18 protein-coding genes and 1 pseudogene are annotated in these 20414 nt (G+C 61.0%); 14 read left to right on the top strand and 5 right to left on the bottom strand.

The genetic code is table 11. The annotated features are described in order from the left end of the window. Positions 1 to 107: 107 nt before the first annotated feature. Both BXE_RS40910 and BXE_RS40905 read right to left on the bottom strand, forming a co-directional pair. Entirely contained in the window at positions 108 to 1703 is a 1596-nt protein-coding gene (locus BXE_RS40910) for a 3,4-dehydroadipyl-CoA semialdehyde dehydrogenase (protein WP_011494017.1), read from the bottom strand. A gap of 10 nt (positions 1704 to 1713) precedes the next feature. Next, positions 1714 to 2181: a DUF4863 family protein gene (locus BXE_RS40905; RefSeq protein ID WP_011494016.1), complete on the bottom strand. Its 468-nt coding sequence runs from the start codon at positions 2179 to 2181 to the stop codon at positions 1714 to 1716. Between the two features lie 184 nt (positions 2182 to 2365). Here BXE_RS40905 and BXE_RS40900 point away from each other — a divergent pair, with 184 nt between their 5' ends. The 8 genes and pseudogenes from BXE_RS40900 to BXE_RS40870 all read left to right on the top strand — a co-directional run bounded on the left by BXE_RS40900 (position 2366) and on the right by BXE_RS40870 (position 11759). Continuing rightward, positions 2366 to 3313 carry a helix-turn-helix transcriptional regulator gene (locus BXE_RS40900; RefSeq protein ID WP_011494015.1) on the top strand — a complete coding sequence of 316 codons (948 nt, stop codon included), beginning with the start codon at positions 2366 to 2368 and terminating at the stop codon, positions 3311 to 3313. Positions 3314 to 3431: 118 nt separating this feature from the next. Further along, the gene (boxC, locus tag BXE_RS40895; RefSeq protein WP_011494014.1) at positions 3432 to 5111 is read left to right on the top strand and encodes a 2,3-epoxybenzoyl-CoA dihydrolase; all 1680 of its coding nucleotides are present in this window, start codon (positions 3432 to 3434) and stop codon (positions 5109 to 5111) included. A 76-nt stretch (positions 5112 to 5187) separates the two neighbouring features. Continuing rightward, positions 5188 to 6615 carry a benzoyl-CoA 2,3-epoxidase subunit BoxB gene (gene boxB, locus BXE_RS40890; RefSeq protein ID WP_011494013.1) on the top strand — a complete coding sequence of 476 codons (1428 nt, stop codon included), beginning with the start codon at positions 5188 to 5190 and terminating at the stop codon, positions 6613 to 6615. An 87-nt stretch (positions 6616 to 6702) separates the two neighbouring features. Next, a complete protein-coding gene (gene boxA / locus BXE_RS40885) occupies positions 6703 to 7947 on the top strand; it encodes a benzoyl-CoA 2,3-epoxidase subunit BoxA (RefSeq protein WP_011494012.1) in 1245 nt (414 codons plus the stop codon). A 96-nt stretch (positions 7948 to 8043) separates the two neighbouring features. Then, positions 8044 to 8871 (top strand): enoyl-CoA hydratase-related protein, encoded by an 828-nt coding sequence (locus BXE_RS40880; RefSeq protein WP_011494011.1) that lies wholly within the window; start codon positions 8044 to 8046, stop codon positions 8869 to 8871. After that, entirely contained in the window at positions 8868 to 10436 is a 1569-nt protein-coding gene (locus tag BXE_RS40875; protein ID WP_011494010.1) for a 3-hydroxyacyl-CoA dehydrogenase, read from the top strand. Before BXE_RS40880 ends, BXE_RS40875 begins: the two co-directional genes overlap by 4 nt. Before the next feature lie 264 nt (positions 10437 to 10700). Next, positions 10701 to 10872, top strand: a pseudogene (locus tag BXE_RS47665) (IS3 family transposase); the annotation flags it as partial. Positions 10873 to 11075: 203 nt separating this feature from the next. After that, complete coding sequence (locus BXE_RS40870; RefSeq protein ID WP_233518906.1) at positions 11076 to 11759, top strand: MFS transporter; 684 nt, start codon at positions 11076 to 11078, stop codon at positions 11757 to 11759. Here the strand turns inward: BXE_RS40870 and BXE_RS40865 are convergent. Genes BXE_RS40865 through BXE_RS40855 form a run of 3 tightly spaced genes read right to left on the bottom strand, consistent with a single transcriptional unit; the run spans position 11728 to position 14451 of the window. After that, positions 11728 to 13017 carry an ISL3-like element ISPpu12 family transposase gene (locus BXE_RS40865; RefSeq protein ID WP_004574636.1) on the bottom strand — a complete coding sequence of 430 codons (1290 nt, stop codon included), beginning with the start codon at positions 13015 to 13017 and terminating at the stop codon, positions 11728 to 11730. The genes BXE_RS40870 and BXE_RS40865 overlap by 32 nt on opposite strands. 21 nt (positions 13018 to 13038) lie before the next feature. Beyond that, on the bottom strand, positions 13039 to 13551 hold the full coding sequence (gene lspA, locus BXE_RS40860) for a signal peptidase II (RefSeq protein ID WP_004863699.1): 513 nt from the start codon (positions 13549 to 13551) through the stop codon (positions 13039 to 13041). A gap of 3 nt (positions 13552 to 13554) precedes the next feature. After that, complete coding sequence (locus BXE_RS40855) at positions 13555 to 14451, bottom strand: cation transporter (protein WP_004574643.1); 897 nt, start codon at positions 14449 to 14451, stop codon at positions 13555 to 13557. Positions 14452 to 14546: 95 nt separating this feature from the next. Between BXE_RS40855 and cadR the strand changes: the two genes are divergently transcribed. From cadR to BXE_RS40825, 6 genes are all read left to right on the top strand, one after another. Next, complete coding sequence (gene cadR / locus BXE_RS40850; RefSeq protein ID WP_011487781.1) at positions 14547 to 14954, top strand: Cd(II)/Pb(II)-responsive transcriptional regulator; 408 nt, start codon at positions 14547 to 14549, stop codon at positions 14952 to 14954. Between the two features lie 92 nt (positions 14955 to 15046). After that, positions 15047 to 15931, top strand: a complete 885-nt coding sequence (locus tag BXE_RS40845; RefSeq protein WP_040123494.1) for an MFS transporter — start codon at positions 15047 to 15049, stop codon at positions 15929 to 15931. A gap of 59 nt (positions 15932 to 15990) precedes the next feature. Next, positions 15991 to 17127 (top strand): porin, encoded by a 1137-nt coding sequence (locus BXE_RS40840; RefSeq protein ID WP_011494008.1) that lies wholly within the window; start codon positions 15991 to 15993, stop codon positions 17125 to 17127. Positions 17128 to 17191: 64 nt separating this feature from the next. Further along, on the top strand, positions 17192 to 18022 hold the full coding sequence (locus BXE_RS40835; RefSeq protein WP_049782510.1) for a shikimate dehydrogenase family protein: 831 nt from the start codon (positions 17192 to 17194) through the stop codon (positions 18020 to 18022). Between the two features lie 35 nt (positions 18023 to 18057). Next, entirely contained in the window at positions 18058 to 19293 is a 1236-nt protein-coding gene (locus BXE_RS40830) for an FAD-dependent oxidoreductase (protein WP_199577100.1), read from the top strand. A 168-nt stretch (positions 19294 to 19461) separates the two neighbouring features. Next, a complete protein-coding gene (locus tag BXE_RS40825; RefSeq protein ID WP_063719373.1) occupies positions 19462 to 20379 on the top strand; it encodes a LysR family transcriptional regulator in 918 nt (305 codons plus the stop codon). Positions 20380 to 20414: the final 35 nt, after the last annotated feature.

The following is a 20414-nucleotide window of genomic DNA, read 5'->3' as shown; positions in this document are numbered from 1 at the left end:
AGGCACGGGAACCGCTCGAATTCCCGGCGTAACCGGTGTGCGCCAGTGCGTGTCGTGTGCTGCGTGAGTTCGGGCAGGGGCGGGGTTGCGTAAGGCAGCCGCCGTGCTCAGGTTTCGAGCGAATGGGCCATTTGCGTCAATACATCGATGCCGGTACTCGATGCCTGGATGGCGGCGCGCCGATGATAGAACGCCAGCGCCCGCCAGCCGCCCAGTTCCTCGCCGCCGCCCGCGCGGCCGGGACCGCCGTGCAACGACATTGGCATCACGTTGCCGTGGCCGGTGTGGCTGCCTTGCACCGATGGCGAGACCGCATGGACGCGACCGTGCGTGTCGGCGAGTTCCAGCGCGACCCGGGCGAGGTGCGCGTCGTCATTCGAATAGACCGAGGCGACGAGCGAGCCGCGGCCGCGCCGCGCCAACGCGATGGCGTGTGCTTCGCGCAGTTCGCTGGCGTCGCTGGCCGGCTCGTACGGGGCAACCGTAGCGACCGGTCCGAAGACTTCGACGTCGTGTAGCAGCGTCGCGCGATCGGGATCGTTGACCACGAACAGATGCGGCGCGATGCATGCGGCAATCGCGGGGTCCGCGTCGACGGGTGGCACGGCCGAGCCGTCATACGCGAGCACGGCTTCCTCGCGTAATGCGGCGATTCCAGCAAGCACGCTCTCATACTGTTCGCGGCACACGAGCGAGCCCATGCGTACGCTGTCGTTGCGCGGATTGCCGACGGTGATCTTCGCGAGCTTTGCCTTCAGCGCATCGAGCACCGCTTCGAGTGAGGCCTCAGGCACGAACGCACGCCGGATCGCCGTGCATTTCTGTCCCGACTTCACCGTCATTTCCCGCACCACTTCCTTGATGAACAGTTCGAAGGCTGGCGTATCGGGTGTGGCGTCGGCGCACAGGATCGCGCTGTTCAGGCTGTCGGCCTCGACGTTCAGGCGCGCGCCGCGCTGAACAAAGGCAGCGTGAGCGCGGAGTATCGCGGCGGTTTCAGCGGAGCCGGTGAACGACACCACGTCGAAGGCCTGCACCTGATCGAGCAGGCCCGCGGAGCTGCCGCAGATGACCGACAGCGCGCCCTGCGGCAGGATACCTGCCTCGACCACATCGGCGACCATCCGTTGCGTGAGCCAGGCGGTGGCGGTGGCCGGTTTGACGATCACCGGCACACCGGACAGCAACGCTGGCGCGGCCTTTTCCCACAGCCCCCATGACGGGAAATTGAACGCGTTGATGAAGAGGGCGACACCGCGTGTGGGCGCGAGCACGTGCTGCACGCTGAACGACTGGTCCTTGCTGAGCGAGGTGGCGGGGCCGTCGCGCAGCGCGTGCACGTCGCCCAGCGTCGCGCCGAGTTTCGCGTAATAAGAAAGCGTGAAAATCCCGCCGTCGATATCCACCGCGGAATCGTTGCGGGTGGTGCCGGAGTTCGCGATGGCGATGGCGTAGTAATCGTCGCGCTTCGCCTCCAACAGCCTGACGATGTCGGCAAGACGCGCGGCGCGCTCGGCATAAGTGAGCGCGCGTAGCGCGGCGCCGCCTTGCTCGCGGGCGAAATCGAAGGCGCGTGGAAGATCGAGCCCCTGGCTCGACACCCGCACCAGCGCTTCGCCCGTCACCGGGTCGGTTAACGTGCTGCCTTCGCCATTTCCGGCAACCCATTGGCCCGCCACGTAATTCTTCAGCAATTCAGTCATGATGGCGCTCTCAGGCAGGAGTGAACTCAATGGCGCCTTGCGGCAGCAGATACAGCACGAGCGCCTGGCCGTTGGCGACAGTCGGGCGATGCGCGCTGCCGGGTCCGTAGACGCACCAGCCGGCCGGATGGCCGTCGAAGGTCGCGCCTTCGGTGAGCGGCATGATCAGATCGATCTCGCCGTGCGGATGGACATGGTGCGGCCCGGCAATATCTTTCATGTCGACCACGTCGACCGAAAAGCCGTGTGTGTCGGGCAATGCCTTGAAGATGCGTCCGTAGCGGATGCCGCCACCTTCGCGGTTGCACAGCCAGCCTGCGGCGACGCCATCGCGGCAGGCGTCGGCGAGTTCGCGGAAAGTCGTGCCACCGGCGGGCAAGGTGTTGTTCAGCCACCGCGCCAGTTCGTCGTCCAACGGGCGATCGACGAGTTGTTCTGTGACGCCCGCGACGAGGCGCTGGAAGTCTTGTGGGGTCATGCGAGCCTCTAAAAAGCGCTGGCACGCACCTGAGTTCATGTGCGTGCGCTAGCCGTCTCCGAGACGCCGCTCAAAAAATCTGCGCGGCGTTTGTGATTGGATCAATATTTGGCGAAAATTAACCGTTCGCCGGTTGCGTGTCAAGCACTATAGTACATATATAGAAGTCGTGAGGTCCGAAAACATGAATCAAACTGACTCAGCCGTGCCCCTGGACGAGCGTCCGGAGGACGCAACGCGGGCGGAACGCGATCCTTTCCTGACGGCGATGGGAGAGCGCGTGCGGCTCCTGCGCGCGCGCCGCGGCATGACCCGCAAGACCCTGGCAACCGAGACGGGTTTGTCCGAACGGCATCTGGCCAATCTGGAGTCGGGCGTGGGCAACGCGTCGGTGCTGGTGCTGCGGCAGATCGCGAGCACACTGAATTGCCCGCTTGCCGAGGTGATCGGCGACGAGACCACTGCGTCGGCAGAATGGCTGCTGATCCGCGAGTTGCTGCACGGGCGTGATCAGGCCGCGCTGCAGCGGGCGCGCGTCGCGCTGGCCGAGATGTTCGCGCAGGCGCCGCGCGACCCTCACCGCAAGGACCGTATCGCATTGATCGGTTTGCGCGGCGCGGGCAAGTCGACGCTTGGGCGCATGCTCGCGCAGGAGCGCAAGGTGCCGTTCGTTGAGCTGACGCGGGTGATCGAGCAACTGGCGGGCTGCCCGCCTTCCGAAATTCATTCGCTGTACGGCGCGAGCGCTTACCGGCGCTACGAGCACCGCGCGCTCGAGGCGGTGATCCAGGAGCATGAGAAGGCGGTCATCGCGTCGCCGGGTGGGCTGGTTTCGGAGTCGGGCACCTTCAACATGCTGCTCGCGCACTGCTTCACCGTATGGTTGCAGGCCACCCCGGAAGAGCATATGCGGCGGGTGGTTGCGCAAGGCGACCTGCGGCCGATGTCGGGCAACAAGGAAGCGATGGACGATCTGAAGCGAATCCTGGCGGGCCGCAGCGAACTGTATGGACGAGCGGACATGACTTACGACACCAGTGAGAAGACCCTCGCAGATGCCTATCTGCAATTGCGCGACCGTCTTGCCGCACGACTGGCGGCCGAAGCGCCGGATGACGCACACGTGAACTGAATTGCGGGATTCGTCTAAGGGTTTACGATATAAAATGAAGTAAAGTGCTTTACATGGGTGTGACGGTGCATTATTGTTCACAAAACAATCTTGCATCGTCCAGTCCAGGAGACGCCCCATGTCCTCAGCAGAAACCGCCATCGGCGCGGCGCAACGCGTCGATTACCGTACCAGTCCCTCGCAATACAAGCATTGGAAGCTGACGTTCAACGGTCCCGTTGCGACGCTCGGCATCGATATCGCCGAAGACGGCGGCATTCGCGACGGCTACAAGCTCAAACTGAATTCCTATGATCTGGGCGTCGACATCGAACTGCATGACGCGATCCAGCGCATCCGCTTCGAGCATCCCGAAGTCAGAACGGTGGTGGTCACGAGCCTGAAGGACCGCGTCTTTTGCTCGGGCGCCAACATCTTCATGCTGGGTCTGTCCACGCACGCATGGAAAGTCAACTTCTGCAAATTCACCAACGAAACGCGCAATGGTCTCGAAGACTCGTCGCGTCATTCGGGCCTCAAGTTCCTCGCGGCGGTGAACGGCGCCTGCGCGGGCGGCGGCTACGAGCTGGCGCTGGCATGCGACGAAATTTATCTGGTGGATGACCGCTCGTCGTCGGTGTCATTGCCGGAAGTGCCGCTGCTCGGCGTGCTGCCCGGCACGGGCGGTTTGACTCGTGTGACCGACAAACGCCGTGTCCGCCACGACCGCGCCGATATTTTCTGCACGGTGGTCGAAGGTATTCGCGGTGAACGCGCAAAAGAATGGCGTCTGGTGGATGAAGTCGTGAAGCCCAACCAGTTCGATCGGGCGATTGCCGCGCGCGCGCTGGAACTCGCCGCGCAAAGCGACCGTCCTGCCGATGCGAAGGGCGTGGCGCTGACCTTTATCGAACGCACCGAGCGCGCGGATGGTCTGGGCTACCAGACCGTCGACGTCACGATTGACCGTGCAAAGCGTACCGCTACCTTCACCGCCAAGGCGCCGGCGAGCCCGCAACCGACCGACATCGACGCCATCGTCGCCGCCGGCTCGAACTGGTGGCCGCTGCGGTTCGCCCGCGAACTGGACGACGCGATCCTGTCGATGCGCACCAACGAACTGGAGATTGGCACGTGGATCTTCAGGACCGAAGGCGACGCCCGCGCTGTGCTCGCCGCCGATGCGACGCTCATCCAGCACCAGAATCACTGGTTTGTGCGCGAAACGATCGGTCTGCTGCGCCGCACGCTGGCGCGCATCGATGTCTCATCCCGCTCGCTCTTTGCATTGATCGAACCGGGCTCATGCTTTGCCGGCACGTTCGCCGAACTCGCGTTTGCCGCTGATCGCACCTATATGGCGGCAATTCCCAGTAACGAAGACGAAGAACCGGCGATCACCTTGTCGGAAGTCAACTTCGGCCTCTATCCGCTGGTCACGCACCAGTCACGCCTTGCGCGCCGCTTCTACGAGGAGACCGCACCGCTCGACGCCGTGCGCGCGAAGATCGGCCAGGCAGTCAAGCCGGTCGAGGCTGAACGCCTTGGCCTCGTGACCGCAGCGCCGGACGACATCGACTGGGCCGACGAAATCCGCATCGCGCTCGAGGAACGCGCGGCGATGTCGCCGGACGCGCTGACCGGTCTCGAAGCGAACCTGCGTTTCAACGGTCCCGAGACGATGGAGACGCGCATTTTCGGCCGCCTGACCGCATGGCAGAACTGGATTTTCAACCGGCCGAATGCAGTGGGCGAGAAGGGCGCGCTCAAGGTGTACGGCAAGGGCAGCAAGGCGCAATTCGACGTCTCGCGGGTCTGACTCCGCTGCCCGCAGTCCGCCGTCAATACGTGCCTCTCATCTCAAGCACTGCTGTTTCCCGATCAAGGAACCGACCATGTCAACGATTAACTACAGCGAAAAGATTCCGAACAACGTCAATCTTGCCGACGACCGCACGCTGCAACGCGCGCTCGAACAGTGGCAACCGAACTTCCTGTCGTGGTGGGGCGATATGGGCCCGGACGGCTCGCATGGCTATGACGTCTATCTGCGCACGGCGGTGAGCGTCGATGCAGGAGGCTGGGCCCACTTCGATCACGTGAAGATGCCCGATTATCGCTGGGGCATTTTTCTCACGCCGGGTGAGCAGGACCGCAAGATCCAGTTCGGCGAGCATAAGGGTGAGGCGGCGTGGCAGGACGTGCCCGGCGAGCATCGCGCGAACCTGCGCCGCATCATCGTCACGCAGGGTGACACGGAACCGGCGTCGGTCGAGCAGCAGCGTCACCTCGGATTGACCGCGCCGTCGATGTACGACCTGCGCAACCTGTTTCAGGTCAACGTCGAGGAAGGTCGTCACCTGTGGGCGATGGTGTACCTGCTGCATCGCTACTTCGGTCGTGACGGCCGTGAAGAAGCCGAAGCATTGCTCGGCCGCCGCTCGGGCGACGACGACAATCCGCGCATTCTCGGCGCATTCAACGAGAAAACGCCGGACTGGCTGGCGTTCTATATGTTCACGTACTTCACGGACCGCGACGGCAAGTTCCAGTTGTCGGCGCTCGCGGAGTCGGGTTTCGATCCGCTCGCCCGCACCACGAAGTTCATGCTGACCGAAGAAGCGCATCACATGTTCGTCGGGGAGTCTGGCGTCTCGCGCGTTGTGCAGCGTACTGCCCAGGTGATGAACGAACTGAAGACCGATGACGTCAACCAGATCCGCGCCGCGGGCGTGATCGATCTGCCGACGATCCAGCGCTACCTGAACTTCCACTACTCGGTGACGATCGACCTGTTCGGTGCCGATCATTCGTCGAATGCGGCGACCTTCTATAGCTCGGGCCTGAAGGGCCGCTATGAGGAAACCAAACGCGACGACGACCATCAGCTTGGCGGGCAGAGCTACAAACTGCTCGACGTCCAGGACGGCAAGCTGGTCGAACGCGAAGTGCCGATGCTCAACGCGATGAACGAAGTGCTGCGCGACGACTACATCAAGGACTCGGTGGCGGGCGTGAACCGCTGGAACAAGGTGCTGGAGAAGGCCGGCATCGAGTTCCGCCTGACGGTGCCGCACAAGGCGTTCAATCGCCAGATCGGTACGTTTGCCGGCACGCGCGTGGCGCCGGACGGGCGCGTCGTCAGCGAAACCGAATGGGCCGCAAATGAGGCGAAATGGCTCGCGACACCGGAAGACCGCGCGTATGTCGCGTCGCTAATGGGCCGCGTGGTTGAGCCGGGCAAGTTCGCCAACTGGATTGCACCGCCGGCGATGGGCATCAACCGCCAGCCGATTGACTTCGAATATGTGCGATTCAACTGATCTGGCCAAAGCCGTATCTGCGCCATATCAGGCGTCCGGCCACGCTGAGCGTTCAGGCAGCGGGACCGGACGCAGGGAGAGACAACCATGAATGCTCCAGTTCCAATAGAAGTGCTCAGGCAGCATCTGATCGACCCGGAAATCTGTATTCGCTGCAACACCTGCGAAGAGACCTGTCCGATCGACGCGATTACGCATGACGATAACAACTACGTCGTGAAGGCGGACGTGTGCAATGGCTGCATGGCATGCGTGTCGCCGTGCCCCACCGGCGCCATCGACAACTGGCGTACCGTGCTCAAGGCCGACGCGTATAGCATCGACGAGCAGTTCAGCTGGGACGAGCTGCCGGCGCAGAACACGACCGCGAACGCCGCGCTTGATGCGACAGCGCAAGCAAACGGGGACGACGAAACGGGCGAAACAGCGAGTGGCATCGAAGTCGATGCTGCGCGCGGCTCGACCGTGCCGCCGTGGTCGGCGGCGAAGCCCTACGTGAACCTGTATACGCACAAGGCGCCGACTACGGCGACGGTCGTGGGCAATTACCGTCTTACCGACGAATTGGCCGACAGTGACATCCATCATATCGTGCTGGATTTCGGCACCTTGCCGTTTCCCGTGCTTGAAGGACAGTCGATCGGGATTCTGCCGCCGGGCACCACGAAGGACGGCAAGCCACATCACGCGCGCCAGTATTCGCTCGCCAGTCCACGCGATGGCGAGCGTCCCCGCTATAACAATGTATCGCTGACAGTCAAACGCGTCACGCGTGACTATCAGGACAATGCGACCGACGGCGTGTGCTCGAATTACCTGTGCGACCTGAAAAAGGGCGACAAGGTTACCGTGATTGGGCCATTCGGCAGCACCTTCCTGATGCCGAACCACCCGGACTCTCATCTGCTGATGATCTGCACCGGTACGGGCTCGGCGCCCATGCGCGCCATGACGGAATACCGCCGGCGCCGGCGCCTGAAGGGTGCGACTGGCAAGCTGATGCTGTTCTTCGGAGCGCGCACGAAAGAAGAGTTACCGTACTTCGGACCTCTGACCAATTTACCGAAGGACTTCATCGATACGAACCTTGCGTTTTCCCGCACGCCCGGACAGCCGAAGCGCTATGTGCAGGACGCGATGCGCGAGCGAGCGGTTGATATCGCACAGTTGCTGAAGAGCGACGGCACGTACATCTACGTTTGCGGCCTGAAGGGCATGGAGGACGGCGTGCTGCAGGCGCTGCAGGAGATTGCGGAACGGAACGGTCTCGACTGGGCGACGCTTTGGCCGCGCCTGAGGCGCGAAGGGCGTCTGCATCTTGAAACATATTGATTGACGCGAGTGCCAACCGGGTGCCGCAGTTGATTCTGACGGCCGCATTGCCCGGTTGGTGTAAGGGACGGCACGACAGGTTGCCGCCGTAAGCGAATGGAAATCCCGGTGACTGAAAAGAACACATTTGACGACAACTTCGCGACCCTTGATTGCGTTGTCGACGAGACGGGTGTCGCCCGCGTTACGCTAAACCGCCCCGACGTGCATAACGCGTTCAACGAGGCGATGATCGAGGAGTTGACGCGCTGCTTTCTGCAACTGGGTTCGCACGACGGCGTCCGGGTGATCGTACTTGCGTCGGCCGGCAACGTGTTTTGTGCCGGCGCGGACCTCAACTGGATGAAACGGGCGAGCGCTAACCGTGCCGATGCGAACATCCAGGATGCACGGCGATTCGCCAGCATGATGCAGGCGCTTCATGCATGTTCCAGGCCTATTGTCGCGCGGGTGCAGGGCGGGGCGTTTGGCGGTGGCGTGGGCCTGATCTGCGTCTGCGACATTGTGGTTGCGAGCGAGCAGGCCCGCTTTGCTGTCACCGAGGCGCGTTTTGGGATTCTGCCCGCTGTGATTGGGCCATACCTGATTGAGGCGGTCGGTGTGCGGCAGGCGAGACGTCTTGCACTTACCGCATCGCTGATTGACGCGGCCGAGGCGCGCGACCTGGGTCTCGTTCACTATGTAACCACGAGCGAAGGATTGGACGGGCAGGTGCAGAAGGTTGTGTCCGGGCTGACGGGAAATGGTCCGACTGCATTGCAGGAAATAAAGACCTTGTTCGGCGATATCGCTGGCCGTCCGATTGACGGGAACGTCACAGATCTCACCGCGGCGACCATCGCCCGGGTCCGTTCCACGGAAGAGGCGAAAGAGGGGTTCTCCGCATTTTTTGACAAACGGCCCGCAGCCTGGAGTGTCAAATGAATCGGGACGCTTCCGGGCTGAGGAATGACGCGGCGGTTGGCATTATCGGCGCCGGGACAATGGGCGCAGGCATTGCGCAGATCGCAGCAGCAGCCGGACATCGGGTCCTGCTCTTCGACGCGAGGAGCGGCGCTGCGGCGCAGGCACTGGATAAGCTCAACGCTGATCTGAAAAAGCGGGTCGACGCGGGAAAACTCGATTCCACTGATGCCAGGGCCCTGGTTGCGCGAATCGAGCCTGTCGATGCTATTGCCGCCGTCAGCGAAGCCGGTATTGTGATTGAAGCAATTGTTGAACGTCTCGACGCCAAGCGTGAACTGCTTGCGCAACTCGAGAGTCTCGTGGCTGACCGGACGATCCTTGCGTCCAATACATCATCGATTTCCGTTACCGCGTTAGGTCGTGATCTGCGCTTGCCGCAACGGCTCGTCGGGATGCATTTTTTCAACCCGGTGCCTGTCATGAAACTCGTCGAAGTCGTCTCCGGCGCGGCGACCGACAGCGCTGTTGCGCACGCGGTGGCCGATCTGGCGGTGCGTTGGGGCAAGGTGCCGATCCACGCACGCTCCACTCCGGGTTTTGTGGTCAACCGCATTGCCAGGCCGTTCTACGCGGAAGCGCTGCTTCTGCTGCAGGATCAATATGCGACGCCGTCGCAAATCGACGCTGCGCTGCGTGCCGCGGGCTTCCGGATGGGCCCTTGTGAGTTGATGGACCTGATCGGTCACGACGTCAATTTCTCGGTGACCGAGTCGATGTTTGCGGCCAGCTTTTTTGACCGGCGCTATACCCCATCCATCGTCCAGCGAGAACTGGTAGATGGTGGCTTGCTGGGCCGCAAGAGCGGGCGAGGTTTCCATGATTACCCGGCGGAACCCCTGGCAGAAGCTGCTGCGATGCCCGCACAGGTCGATACCGACCCACCGTGCGTGAGCGTGTCCGGTGACAGCTTCACCATTGCAACGCTAGGCGCTGAACTGTCCGGCGAGGGATGGGACGTCGAATATGCCGATCCCGCCGGTGCCTCACTGGGGCGTACCGACAATATATTGATGAAGGACACGCTGCTTGCTGGCGATACGCTAATTTGCGTAACGGACGGCCGTCCTGCCGCACAGATCGCTGCACAATCTGGTCACCGCCATGTCGCCGTCATTGACCTTATCCTCCGTGACGACGCCGGCCCGCTTTGCGTCGCGTTTGCGCCCAGTTGCGGAGAACAGCAACGCGCGGTTGTGTGCAATCTCCTCGAGACGGCGGGCCGCAAGCCGATTCAAATCGGCGATGCGCCGGGAATGGTCGTAGCGCGAACGGTCGCCATGCTCGCCAATGAGGCCGCAGACGCCGTGCAACAGGGTGTGTGCGACGAAGCCTCAACTGATACCGCCATGAAGCTCGGTACCAACTATCCGTTGGGGCCGTTCGAATGGCTTGAGAAGCTCGGAGCGCCGACAGTGTGTAACCTGCTCGATCATCTTGATGCGCTGTATCGCGGTGAGCGATACCGTGCGAGTTTGCTGCTGCGCCGACGCATCTGGGAGCAAGCGATGGGGACTGAATCATGAGCGACCGGTTCGAAGTTGATACCGATAATCTCCGACGTCACACGCGCGGGTGATGATGAGGCTGGCCCGTGCAGCTACGGGCTGTACCGGCAACGGGCGGAGCGCGGCTTCCAGAGTAGGGTCTGTGCGCCTTCGCTGATTCCCGCGGCAAGAATGTCAACATCGCAGTCGTTACCGTAGCGCGCGAGCTGGCCGGTTTCATCCGGACATTGCCCGACTCGCGATCGCGCTCGCATTGCCGCACGGCGTGCAGGGTCCGCATGAATGACCGAAGAGGTTCGCTCTCGCGGCCTTCCCGCCAGCAAGGCGCGGGTAGAGCGGCTGATAAACTCCAACGGTACCCGAGCCCGCCACAAACGCCGTTATCCGCGACAGCCGGTCCCGGCACAAGCTGCCGGTCGCGCCGAATATGTTCAACCGCAACTCCCCGCCGGCCTGACCCAATCAGGTGTTCGGCCCGCACATCCCATCCGGACCGACGAAGGCTGACTGTATCGGGCGGTCAAGCTGGACCGATAGCCTGAACTATCCTGGCGGCGGTCCGGTGATGTCTCCGATTTCCGAAGGGCGCGACGCCAGTTGTCGGCAAAATGTAATCAGAAACCCATAAGCGGCTTGGCAATTGCGGAGATTCGCTTCATGCCGCCTCGCCGATTTTTCGCGATCGGGCAACAATCGATTTCCCTGCGGGTGGCTTCCTATTGTGCTTGCCCCTGGATAGACTTCGATTCGGCATTCGTATTCAGGATTTTAATTAATAATCGAGGAGACAACATGACGGCGCACCGTCCTGTGGACATACAGGATTTCATCGACTCGGTGCCGCTCTCGCGGTTTCAGATTCGCACGATATTGCTCTGCTTTCTGATCGTGGCCATCGACGGTATCGACCTCGGTCTTGCCGCGTATATCGCGCCTTCTGTGCGGCATGAATGGAGACTTTCCGCCCAGCAACTCGCGCCGATCTTCGTCTCGGGCCTGATCGGCCTCACGTTGGGTGCGCTGGTGTTCGGGCCGTTGGCCGACCGCTATGGACGTCGTCCAGTGGTGCTGGCATCGGTACTCGTATTCGCGGCGGCAACGCTGCTTACGCTGCTTGCCCATGATGTTACCCAACTGACTGCATTGCGCCTCGTCGCGGGCATTGGACTGGGAGGCGCCGCGCCCAACGCCGTGACATTGACGGCCGAGTTTTCGCCCAAGGCGCGCCGACTTTCGCTGGTGACCATAATGGGGTATACGGATTTAATGGTTGATGGGGCACCTTCACCCCATCAATCTGATACCACCCTCAGATGGTTGATAGATCGACTCCGTAGTTGAGTTCCTCTGCGAAGTCCGGCAGTCCGTAACCGATGGTTTTCTTGTAGAAAGGAGAGACCTTCGCAGTCGGTGCCTTCTTCTTGTGCTTCGTGGTGTAGAGCATTCGTGCCCGCATCACCTCGAAGGAGTAACCGCGCCCTTCACGGTTCTTGTCCTTGGCCAGTCGGTTGATGGACTCCGTGTAAGCGTTGGTGACGGGCATGTCCGTCTCGAAGTAGGTCATGGTCTCTTCGCGCCAGTTTCCCACTGCCCTGACCAGATCGCTCCAGACTTCCTTTTGGCCCTTCGGGATGGTGGCTATCCACTCGTCCAGGGCGGCTTCTGCCTGGAGCCGTGTGGTGGCGTCCCAGATGCCGTAGAAGCGCTCCTTGTGCTCGTAGGCGGCCAGCAGTTGCGGGAACGCGCCTGTCCAGGTCTCCATGATGAGGCGCTCCCGGTCTGAGACTTCGTGAGCGCGTTTCAGCAGGATTTTCCGGTCTCCCTTGAGAGTCCGGCTCTGGGACGGTTTCAGCTCCTTTCTGAGGCCCTTGCGCACTCTCTCTAGGGCATCGTTGGCCATGCGCACCACATGGAACTTATCGACCACGATACGGGCCTGGGGCAGCACAGCCTTGACCGCTGCCCGGTAGGGGTTCCACATGTCCATGCTGACGATCTCGACCTTCTGCCGGTCTTTCAGCTTCATCAGGTAGTTGGTCACCACGTCCTGGCGGCGGGTGGCCAGCAGGTCGAGCAGGGTTCGCTCCTCAATGTTGGTCAGAATGCAGCGGTAGCGCTTGTTCAGGTATAGCTCGTCAATGCCCAGGATGCGGGGCGTCTCGAAGCGGTGCCAGCGCCCCAGGAACTCGGCGCGGGCGTTGAAGATGTCGCGCACCGTCTTCTCGTCCAGGCCGGTCTGTGCCGCCACAAAGGTGTAGGGGTGGTTGAAGGATTCCTTCTCCACGTACTCATGCAGCCGCAGTGTCATACGGAATCCGTCCACCATCTCCGGTAGCTGGGGCCTGAATGTTGTCTTGCAGGCCCGGCAGGTGTATCGGCGGCGGACCACCCAGAGAGTGACCCGCTTGCCGTGGATGGGCAGATCACGATAGGGAACGTCACGCTTGCCGAACCGTACGAACTCACCCTGCACGCCGCATTCCTCGCAGGCGATGGGATCGGGCACGTCCACCTGGAAGTGCATTTCGTCGTCGGTTGATTTGCAGCCCAGTACTTGGTATTGCGGCAGGTGAAGGATGTTGTCGGGAAGTTCGGTCATGGTGTTGTATAGGCGTAGGTGTCAGTCAGATCCATCCGGCTCGGCATTGGTGTTTGCTTTTTTACCCAACAAGCTGCTGGAAACGAAAAGTAAGGCACCGAGGACAATTGCAATATCAGCCAGGTTGAAGGCCGGCCAATGCCAGTCTCGCCAATAGAAATCAAAGGAATCCACAACATAGCCGCGAAAGACCCGGTCAATCAGGTTGCCCATGGCGCCACCGAGGATAAGACTGTAAGCGATGGCTTCTCCTTTATGACGATTTTCAAGGATCAGCTTGATCAGAAAAATCGAGACCACTACCGCGATTCCGATAAAAAAGTAGCGCTGCCAGCCTCCACCATTCGCAAAAAGACTGAATGCGGCACCGGTGTTCCATAGGTGCACCCAGTTAAAGAACGGGGTCACCGAAACATACTCGCCATAGGCCATTGATTGCTGCACCAGCCACTTTACAGCCTGATCAGACGCTGCCAGCAGGCCCGATATGGACAATAGGGCATACGGCGAGAGCTTTTTGCCAATAATGAGCATTATTTAACCCTTCAACGCCAAAATGCGTCTGGCACCGTTAAGTACAATGCCCCCCGCGATGGTGCCGATAATCAGATCCGGATAATTGGAACCGGTCCACGCGACCAGGGCGCCGGCGGTGATGACCCCCAGGTTGATCACCACGTCGTTGGCCGAGAATATCCAGCTTGCCTTCATGTGCGCCCCGCCTTCCCGATGTTTGGATATGAGCAGCAGACAACTGGTATTGGCAATCAATGCGACGAATGCGATAGCCATCATCACCAGCGATTCAGGCTCACTACCGAATACAAAGCGTCTCACCACCTCTACGAGCACGCCCACAGCCAAGATCAGTTGCAGTACACCAGCAAGATGCGCGGCACGTACCTGCATTTTCACGCTATGTCCAACCGCATAAAGGGCAAGCCCGTACACCGCCGCATCGGCAAAATTGTCCAGGGATTCTCCAATCAGGCCGGTGGACTGGGCGATCAGACCGGCAGTCATTTCCACCACGAACAGAAGTGCATTGATGCCGAGCAACCAGCGCAGGGTCCCGGATTCTTGCTTAGCAGAAGCTGCCGAAAACTCGGCGGCCTTGATGGTCTCCGGATTTGCAGCGACGGTTTCCTGAAGCGAGGCGCCTAGCCCCAAGGTCTTCAGTTTCGAGGTGACGGGCTCGACCTCGCCGTCATGCACGACCTTCAGCCGGCGGTTCGACAAGTCGAAGGACAGCGCCCGAATCTCCTCAAAGCCGTTCAGGGCTAGGCGAATCATTCGTTCTTCTGATGGACAGTCCATCTTCGGCACGGCATAAACACTGACCCATCTCCCTGGCGCCTCGGAGGAGGCCTGTATATCGGTATCCGCTGCGGACGTTGCATCACCGCCACAGGCGCCACCACAGGATTTGCTCATGATACGACTCCACTTGAACAATGTTGTGGTACCATTTAAAACTATAAAGCTACTATAAGGTCAATAGAGTAAAGAATCCGTTGGGGAGGAGGCTGATGCGCATTGGTCAGTTGGCGCAGTTGGTAGGGGTCGAAACACAGACGATCCGCTTCTATGAACAGCAGGGCTTGTTGCCGCCGCCTGATCGGCAGGACAACGGTTACCGTGTCTATACCGAGAAGCATGGTGAGGGGCTGGCCTTCATCCGTCGCTGCAGAATCCTGGGCCTGTCACTGGCTGAGATTCACGAACTACAGAGCTATCAGGACGACCCTCATCAGCCTTGTGCCGCCGTCAACGCCTTGCTCGATGATCACATCTCTCATGTGCGGTCGCAGATAACCGCTCTGCAAGCGCTTGAGAAACAACTCGTTTCACTGAGAGCGAGTTGCAACGATGACCGGGAAGTTGAGGCGTGTGGGGTTCTTGCTGGAATTAGCGAAGGAAACATGCACCAGCAGTAGGTGAAGCATCAACCAGATAATCCGATGAGATGCCGGTCTGTCTCACTCTCATGCAAAGGTAAGATCAACCATTTAATCCGCTTACCCCCATAATGTTTTGCGGACTGTCGCTAGGCTCGGCATTTGGCGGACTGGTGGCGTCGCTGCTAATCGGTCATGCGGGCTGGCGTGCGATGCTGGTGTTCGGCGGGGTAGTGCCGCTGGTGCTGTGGCCGGTTCTCTATTTTCTGCTACCCGAATCCATTCGTTTCCTTGCGTTACGGCGCGACGCAAATCGGCCGCGCCTTCAGTCGATGCTGGCGCGGATTTCCGCGACACCCGTCGACGCTTCGTCTTTTTTCGTCACGGAAACGCTTGCCCGCCGCTCGCCGGTGCGCGATCTGCTGGTCGCGGGCCGCGCTCGGGAAACGATCTTGCTGTGGATTACTTTTTTTGCGGGCCTGCTCGTGCTGTACCTGTTTTCGAGCTGGTTGCCGACGATCGTGTCCAATGCCGGCGGCTCGGTGCGCTCGGCCTCGCTGTTGACGGCGACCTGGTCGATCGGTGGCACGTGTGGCGCAATCCTGCTCGGTCGAGCCATGGACCGGGTGGTGCCCCACCGGGTGCTGGCTTGTGCGTATGTGATTGCCGCCCTGCTGATCCTTTCGATCAGCCATCTGATCAGCACGCCGTACCTGCTCGCGCCGGCGATTTTTCTCGCGGGTTTTTGCATTAGCGGCTCGCAAGTGGGTGTCAACGGGATGGCCGCGCTGTGCTATCCGACTGCGATACGCGCGACCGGCGTGGCATGGGCATCCGGTATAGGCCGACTCGGTTCGATTGCCGGCTCGCTGCTGGGCGGCATTCTGCTTGGCGGTGGCTGGGGCTACGGTACGCTGTTCGCCGTCGTCTCGATTCCCGCGTTCGTCGCGGCGCTGTGCGTGGCGGGCTTGCGTGCTCCCATCGAAGGACACAATCCGGCCGTGGCCACCAATTAAAAGAAGACGTAGAGAAAAAGAAATCTGCTTCATCCAGACAATCAAAAATGGAGACCTTTATGCGTAAGCAATTCGTTACGGCTGTACCTCTACTGTGCTCCGCGCTGGCCTGTCACGCGCAAAGCAGCGTGACGCTGTACGGCACGCTCGACACGGGCATTACCTATACGAACAACCAGGGCGGCGGCGCGTCCTGGCAAGAGAATAGCGGCTCGCGTGGCGCCAGCAAGTGGGGTATCAAGGGCGCGGAAGATCTCGGCAATCAATATAAAGCGATCTTCGACCTGGAAGGCGCGATCAGTTCCGCCACCGGGGCGATGCTCGGCAGCCGCGAATTCGGCCGCTATGCCTACGTTGGCCTCACCGGCCCGCTCGGCACGCTGACCGTCGGCCGCCAGTACGACCTCGCGATCGACTATGCCCAGGGACTCACCGACGCGCTGCGCTTCTCCGGCGCATTGGCGACCCACGCAGGCGACGTGGACAACCTGTGGGGCACTTACGAACTCGATAACGACATCAAGTACACCACGCCCACGATTCACGGCTTTACTGCCTCGACGATGATCAGTGTGGGCGGCGTAGCCGGCGATACGTCGCGTAACAGCGCCTATGAGTTCGGCGCGGGCTATGTCGGCGGTCCGTTGAAACTGGGCGCCACTTACCTGAATCTGCGCGATCCGGCTATTTCCCTGTATGGCGCCGCGACTGTCCCGGCGACCGGTGGCACTTTCGCCAATCCGATCACCAATCCGATTTTCAGCGGCTATGTGTCGGCGAACCGCATGCAGGTCGCGTCGATCGGCGGGTTGTACACGATCGGCGCGTCGACGCTGGGCGCGCAGTATTCGCTGACGCTCTTTGACGACATGGTACACACGGCGGCGACGCCGAACGTCGGCTCGGCCCGCTTCGCTAATGCGGAAGTGAGCTACATGTACCAGTTCACGCCGTTCGCTGACGCGGGCATTTCTTACGACTACACCGAGGCCTCGTCGGCGCATTACAGCCAGATCAACTTCGGCGCGCAGTACAACCTGTCGAAAGCGACCTTCCTGTATTTCATCACCGCGTGGGAGCATGCATCGGGTGAAAACTCGCTTGGCAAACCGGCAGTCGCGGCGATTTCCACGTTGAGCGCATCCACGACGGCGAATCAGCTCGCCATGCGGGTCGGCATTCGTCACTCGTTCTGAACAATGCGGGCTGCCGGGTCCGACCTAACGCAGCCCGATTTCGATTTTCATGCATGAGGATCATTTGATTACTGGATCAACCCGACTGGTGGGGATCGTTGGCTCGCCGGTTTCGCAAGTTGCGTCGCCGGCCAACTTCAATGCGCACTTCGCCACGACCGGCGCCGACATCGCGATGATTCCGCTGGACATCGACGCTGAGGCCATCGACGCCTTCACGGTGTTGTTGCGCGGTTGGAAGAACCTGCTCGGCTGTGTCGTGACCGTGCCGTACAAACAGACGCTGGTGCCTCATCTGGATGCGTTGAGCGCGCGGTCTGCCGCATTGGGTGCCGTCAATGTCATCCGGCGCGAAGCGGACGGACGACTGATCGGCGATATGACGGACGGCGCCGGTTTTCTCGCCGCCGCGCAGGCGCACGGATTTCGAGCCGCAGGACAGACGGCGTTGATCGCCGGTGCGGGCGGCGCGGGCAGTGCGATCGCCTATGCGCTTTGCGAAGCCCGAATCGGACATTTGACGCTGGGCGACATCGACCGCGCGCGCGCCGATTTGCTGGCGAAGCGGTTGGGGCAGGCATTTCCCGAGGTCGAAATTGACGTCGGCCTGACCGGCGCGAGCCACGCCGATCTGCTCGTCAATGCGACACCTGCCGGTATGGACGGCACCACGGCTTTCCCTGTGCCTGCCGGTTTGCTGAAGGCCTGTGCGCCACACGTACTGGTGGCCGATGTCGTGACCTCGCCAGTCATGACGCCCTTGCTGTTACGCGCGCAGGAACTGGGTTGCAGGATTCAGACCGGGATTGAAATGGCTGCGGCCCAGATGCAAGCGCTGGGCGCCTTCATGCAAGTCATGCTGCCGGACCACACGAGTGCGGAGCTAGCTGGGTAACCATCATGAATCTGACAAGGAAGGAACGCTACGACGTGGTGGTCGTCGGTGGCGGGGCGGCTGGCGCCGCCGCTGCGGTGGGCGCGGCGAGGACCGGCGCGCATACGCTGCTGGTGGAGCGCTATGGCTTTCTCGGCGGCGCTGCGACCCATTCGCAGGTGCTCGCTTATTGCGGCTTTTACGGTCAGGGAGAGATCGCGGTCCAGCAGGTAGCCGGAGTCGGTGAGGACGTGCTGCGCGAGTTGCGCGTGCTGGGTGTCGACACGAAGCCGTTGTACTCCCGTACCGGCAACTGGATCGTCGTGCTCGACGTGGAAGCGACGAAGCTTGCCTTCGACCGTTTGCTGCTCGCCGATCAGGTGGCACTCAGACTGCACACCCGGCTGGTCGGTGTGCAACGAAGCGGTGACACCATTACAGCGATCATCGTAGCGGATCACGACGGCATGCATGAGATACAGGCCGCATGCTTCGTCGACGCGAGTGGCGAGGGGAGTCTGTCCGCGTATGCCGGCGTTGATCTACGTCACCCGGCCCATGATGTATCGTTGCAACCCGCTTCGCTGCCGATGCGGATCGCCGGCATTGCCAACGGGGCATTGCTTGACCGGACGCGCCTGACGCAGCTGATCAAACAATACAATCAAAGCGCGGATGAGCCTGTGGCTCGCGAGGACGGCGGTGTGATTCTGAGTTTGCCGCTGTCCGGGGACGTCTGGTGGATGAACGTCGATCTCGGCACCGGCGGACTGGGGGGTGAAGATCTGGCCCGTGCCGAGACTCAGGCCCGTGAACTGGCGTGGCGCTACCTCAGCATATTGCGTGGGCATCCCGGATTCGAAAGCGCGTACATCGTATCCACCGGACCGCAGTTGGGCATCAGGGAGACGCGGCATCCGCAATCGGTGCGCGACGTAAATGTCGTCGATGCCAGACAGGGTAGCCGTTCGAGCGATGGTATAGGCCGGGGTTGCTGGCCAATGGAGGTTCATGAAAGCCCCGGCCGTATTCGCTACACGCCGATCGGAGGGGCGGGATTCTTCGATATTCCGCACCAGGCTTTACTACCGAAAGGCGTCGCCAATCTTCGGCTCGCGGGCCGGGTGATTGGGAGTGACCGGGAGGCGTATGGTTCGATTCGGGTGATGGGAACCTCGTTCGCCACGGGTCATGCGGCAGGGGTATCGGCCGCGCTGAGCGTTGACAATCGCGCGATTGTGTCGAGCGATGCGTTGCGCAAGGCGTTGGTGGAACAGCATGCGATTGTCTGACCGTACTTGCCATGCGCCGGGGCTACGACCTCTATAACGTAACTGACCGGGCGCTGATGCTGTCTACATGTCAGCTTGCCGCGCCGCCGGCGGTGGATGACCTGGTTTGGCACGTGCGGCTACAATGACGCCAAAGTACAGAATGCATCAGGCACACAGGCGGAGACAATGGATGCCATCGACCAGGCACGGGCTTTTTTGCTGGTTGCGGAAACCGGTGGGTTTTCTTCAGCAGCAAGGCAACTGCGGGTAGTTCCTTCGGTTGTCACCAAGCGCGTTACTCAATTGGAAGCCGAGATCGGGCGTCCGCTATTCGTGCGGACGACCCGACGCGTCGAACTGACGCCAACCGGAAAGGCGGCCCTCGCGCACGCACGGGACATGGTGCTGGCCTATGACCGGATGACCGGCGACATGACGGGCGACGTTTCCGAACTGTCCGGCCGTCTCAAGGTGAAAGCGCCGTCTGCGCTGACCTATCTGCATCTCGCTAAAGTGATCAACCGGTTTCTGATTCGCCATCCCAAGGTCACGTTAGAACTGTTGCTGATTGACCGGCCTGTGAATCCCGCCACGGAGGGCTTCGATCTGGTAATCACCGGGCTGCCCCCCTCGTACGATCAGATCGACGAAATTCCGCTATTCCCGATCCAGCGGATGTTGTTCGCTTCTCCTGAATACCTGGCGGAAATGGGCACGCCGCTGCAGCCCGAAGATCTGGCGCACCATCGTTGTCTTCAATATTCTTACCTGTCCGCGGGGATGACCTGGACCCTCAACGGAAGACATGGCCAGGTCGATGTTCATGTGAATAGCACTTTTCAGACGAACGATATACAGGTCATGCATCAGGCCGTGACTGACGGCCTCGGCATTGGAATCCTGCCGGGTTATGCAGCTCAGAAAGCGCTAGAGAATGGTCGGCTGATAGCGGTCCTGGAAAATTTTGCACTTCCGGAATTTTGGTTTCGCGCGCAATTCGCCAAATCGCATCGGCAACGCCGTCTGCTCATGGCATTGATTGACCACATCCGGAGTGAGTTAGAAGGATTAGGGCTGCCGGCGCAAGCCAGTCAGGCTGAATGAGCCCTATCCGGCACCAGGCGAATTAAACGGGAAAA

Origin of the sequence: Paraburkholderia xenovorans LB400, assembly GCF_000013645.1 — a bacterium.
In the GTDB taxonomy this organism is placed as follows: domain Bacteria; phylum Pseudomonadota; class Gammaproteobacteria; order Burkholderiales; family Burkholderiaceae; genus Paraburkholderia; species Paraburkholderia xenovorans.
The sequence above is the reverse complement of the archived record's forward strand: the minus strand, read 5'-3'. Positions and strand labels throughout refer to the sequence as shown.

Coding starts and splice junctions, on each gene's coding strand:
- BXE_RS40910 (WP_011494017.1), bottom strand. CDS start 1,703: ATGACTGAATTGCTGAAGAATTACGTGGCGGGCCAATGGGTTGCCGGA.
- BXE_RS40905 (WP_011494016.1), bottom strand. CDS start 2,181: ATGACCCCACAAGACTTCCAGCGCCTCGTCGCGGGCGTCACAGAACAA.
- BXE_RS40900 (WP_011494015.1), top strand. CDS start 2,366: ATGAATCAAACTGACTCAGCCGTGCCCCTGGACGAGCGTCCGGAGGAC.
- boxC (WP_011494014.1), top strand. CDS start 3,432: ATGTCCTCAGCAGAAACCGCCATCGGCGCGGCGCAACGCGTCGATTAC.
- boxB (WP_011494013.1), top strand. CDS start 5,188: ATGTCAACGATTAACTACAGCGAAAAGATTCCGAACAACGTCAATCTT.
- boxA (WP_011494012.1), top strand. CDS start 6,703: ATGAATGCTCCAGTTCCAATAGAAGTGCTCAGGCAGCATCTGATCGAC.
- BXE_RS40880 (WP_011494011.1), top strand. CDS start 8,044: ATGGAAATCCCGGTGACTGAAAAGAACACATTTGACGACAACTTCGCG.
- BXE_RS40875 (WP_011494010.1), top strand. CDS start 8,868: ATGAATCGGGACGCTTCCGGGCTGAGGAATGACGCGGCGGTTGGCATT.
- BXE_RS40870 (WP_233518906.1), top strand. CDS start 11,076: ATGCCGCCTCGCCGATTTTTCGCGATCGGGCAACAATCGATTTCCCTG.
- BXE_RS40865 (WP_004574636.1), bottom strand. CDS start 13,017: ATGACCGAACTTCCCGACAACATCCTTCACCTGCCGCAATACCAAGTA.
- lspA (WP_004863699.1), bottom strand. CDS start 13,551: ATGCTCATTATTGGCAAAAAGCTCTCGCCGTATGCCCTATTGTCCATA.
- BXE_RS40855 (WP_004574643.1), bottom strand. CDS start 14,451: ATGAGCAAATCCTGTGGTGGCGCCTGTGGCGGTGATGCAACGTCCGCA.
- cadR (WP_011487781.1), top strand. CDS start 14,547: ATGCGCATTGGTCAGTTGGCGCAGTTGGTAGGGGTCGAAACACAGACG.
- BXE_RS40845 (WP_040123494.1), top strand. CDS start 15,047: ATGTTTTGCGGACTGTCGCTAGGCTCGGCATTTGGCGGACTGGTGGCG.
- BXE_RS40840 (WP_011494008.1), top strand. CDS start 15,991: ATGCGTAAGCAATTCGTTACGGCTGTACCTCTACTGTGCTCCGCGCTG.
- BXE_RS40825 (WP_063719373.1), top strand. CDS start 19,462: ATGGATGCCATCGACCAGGCACGGGCTTTTTTGCTGGTTGCGGAAACC.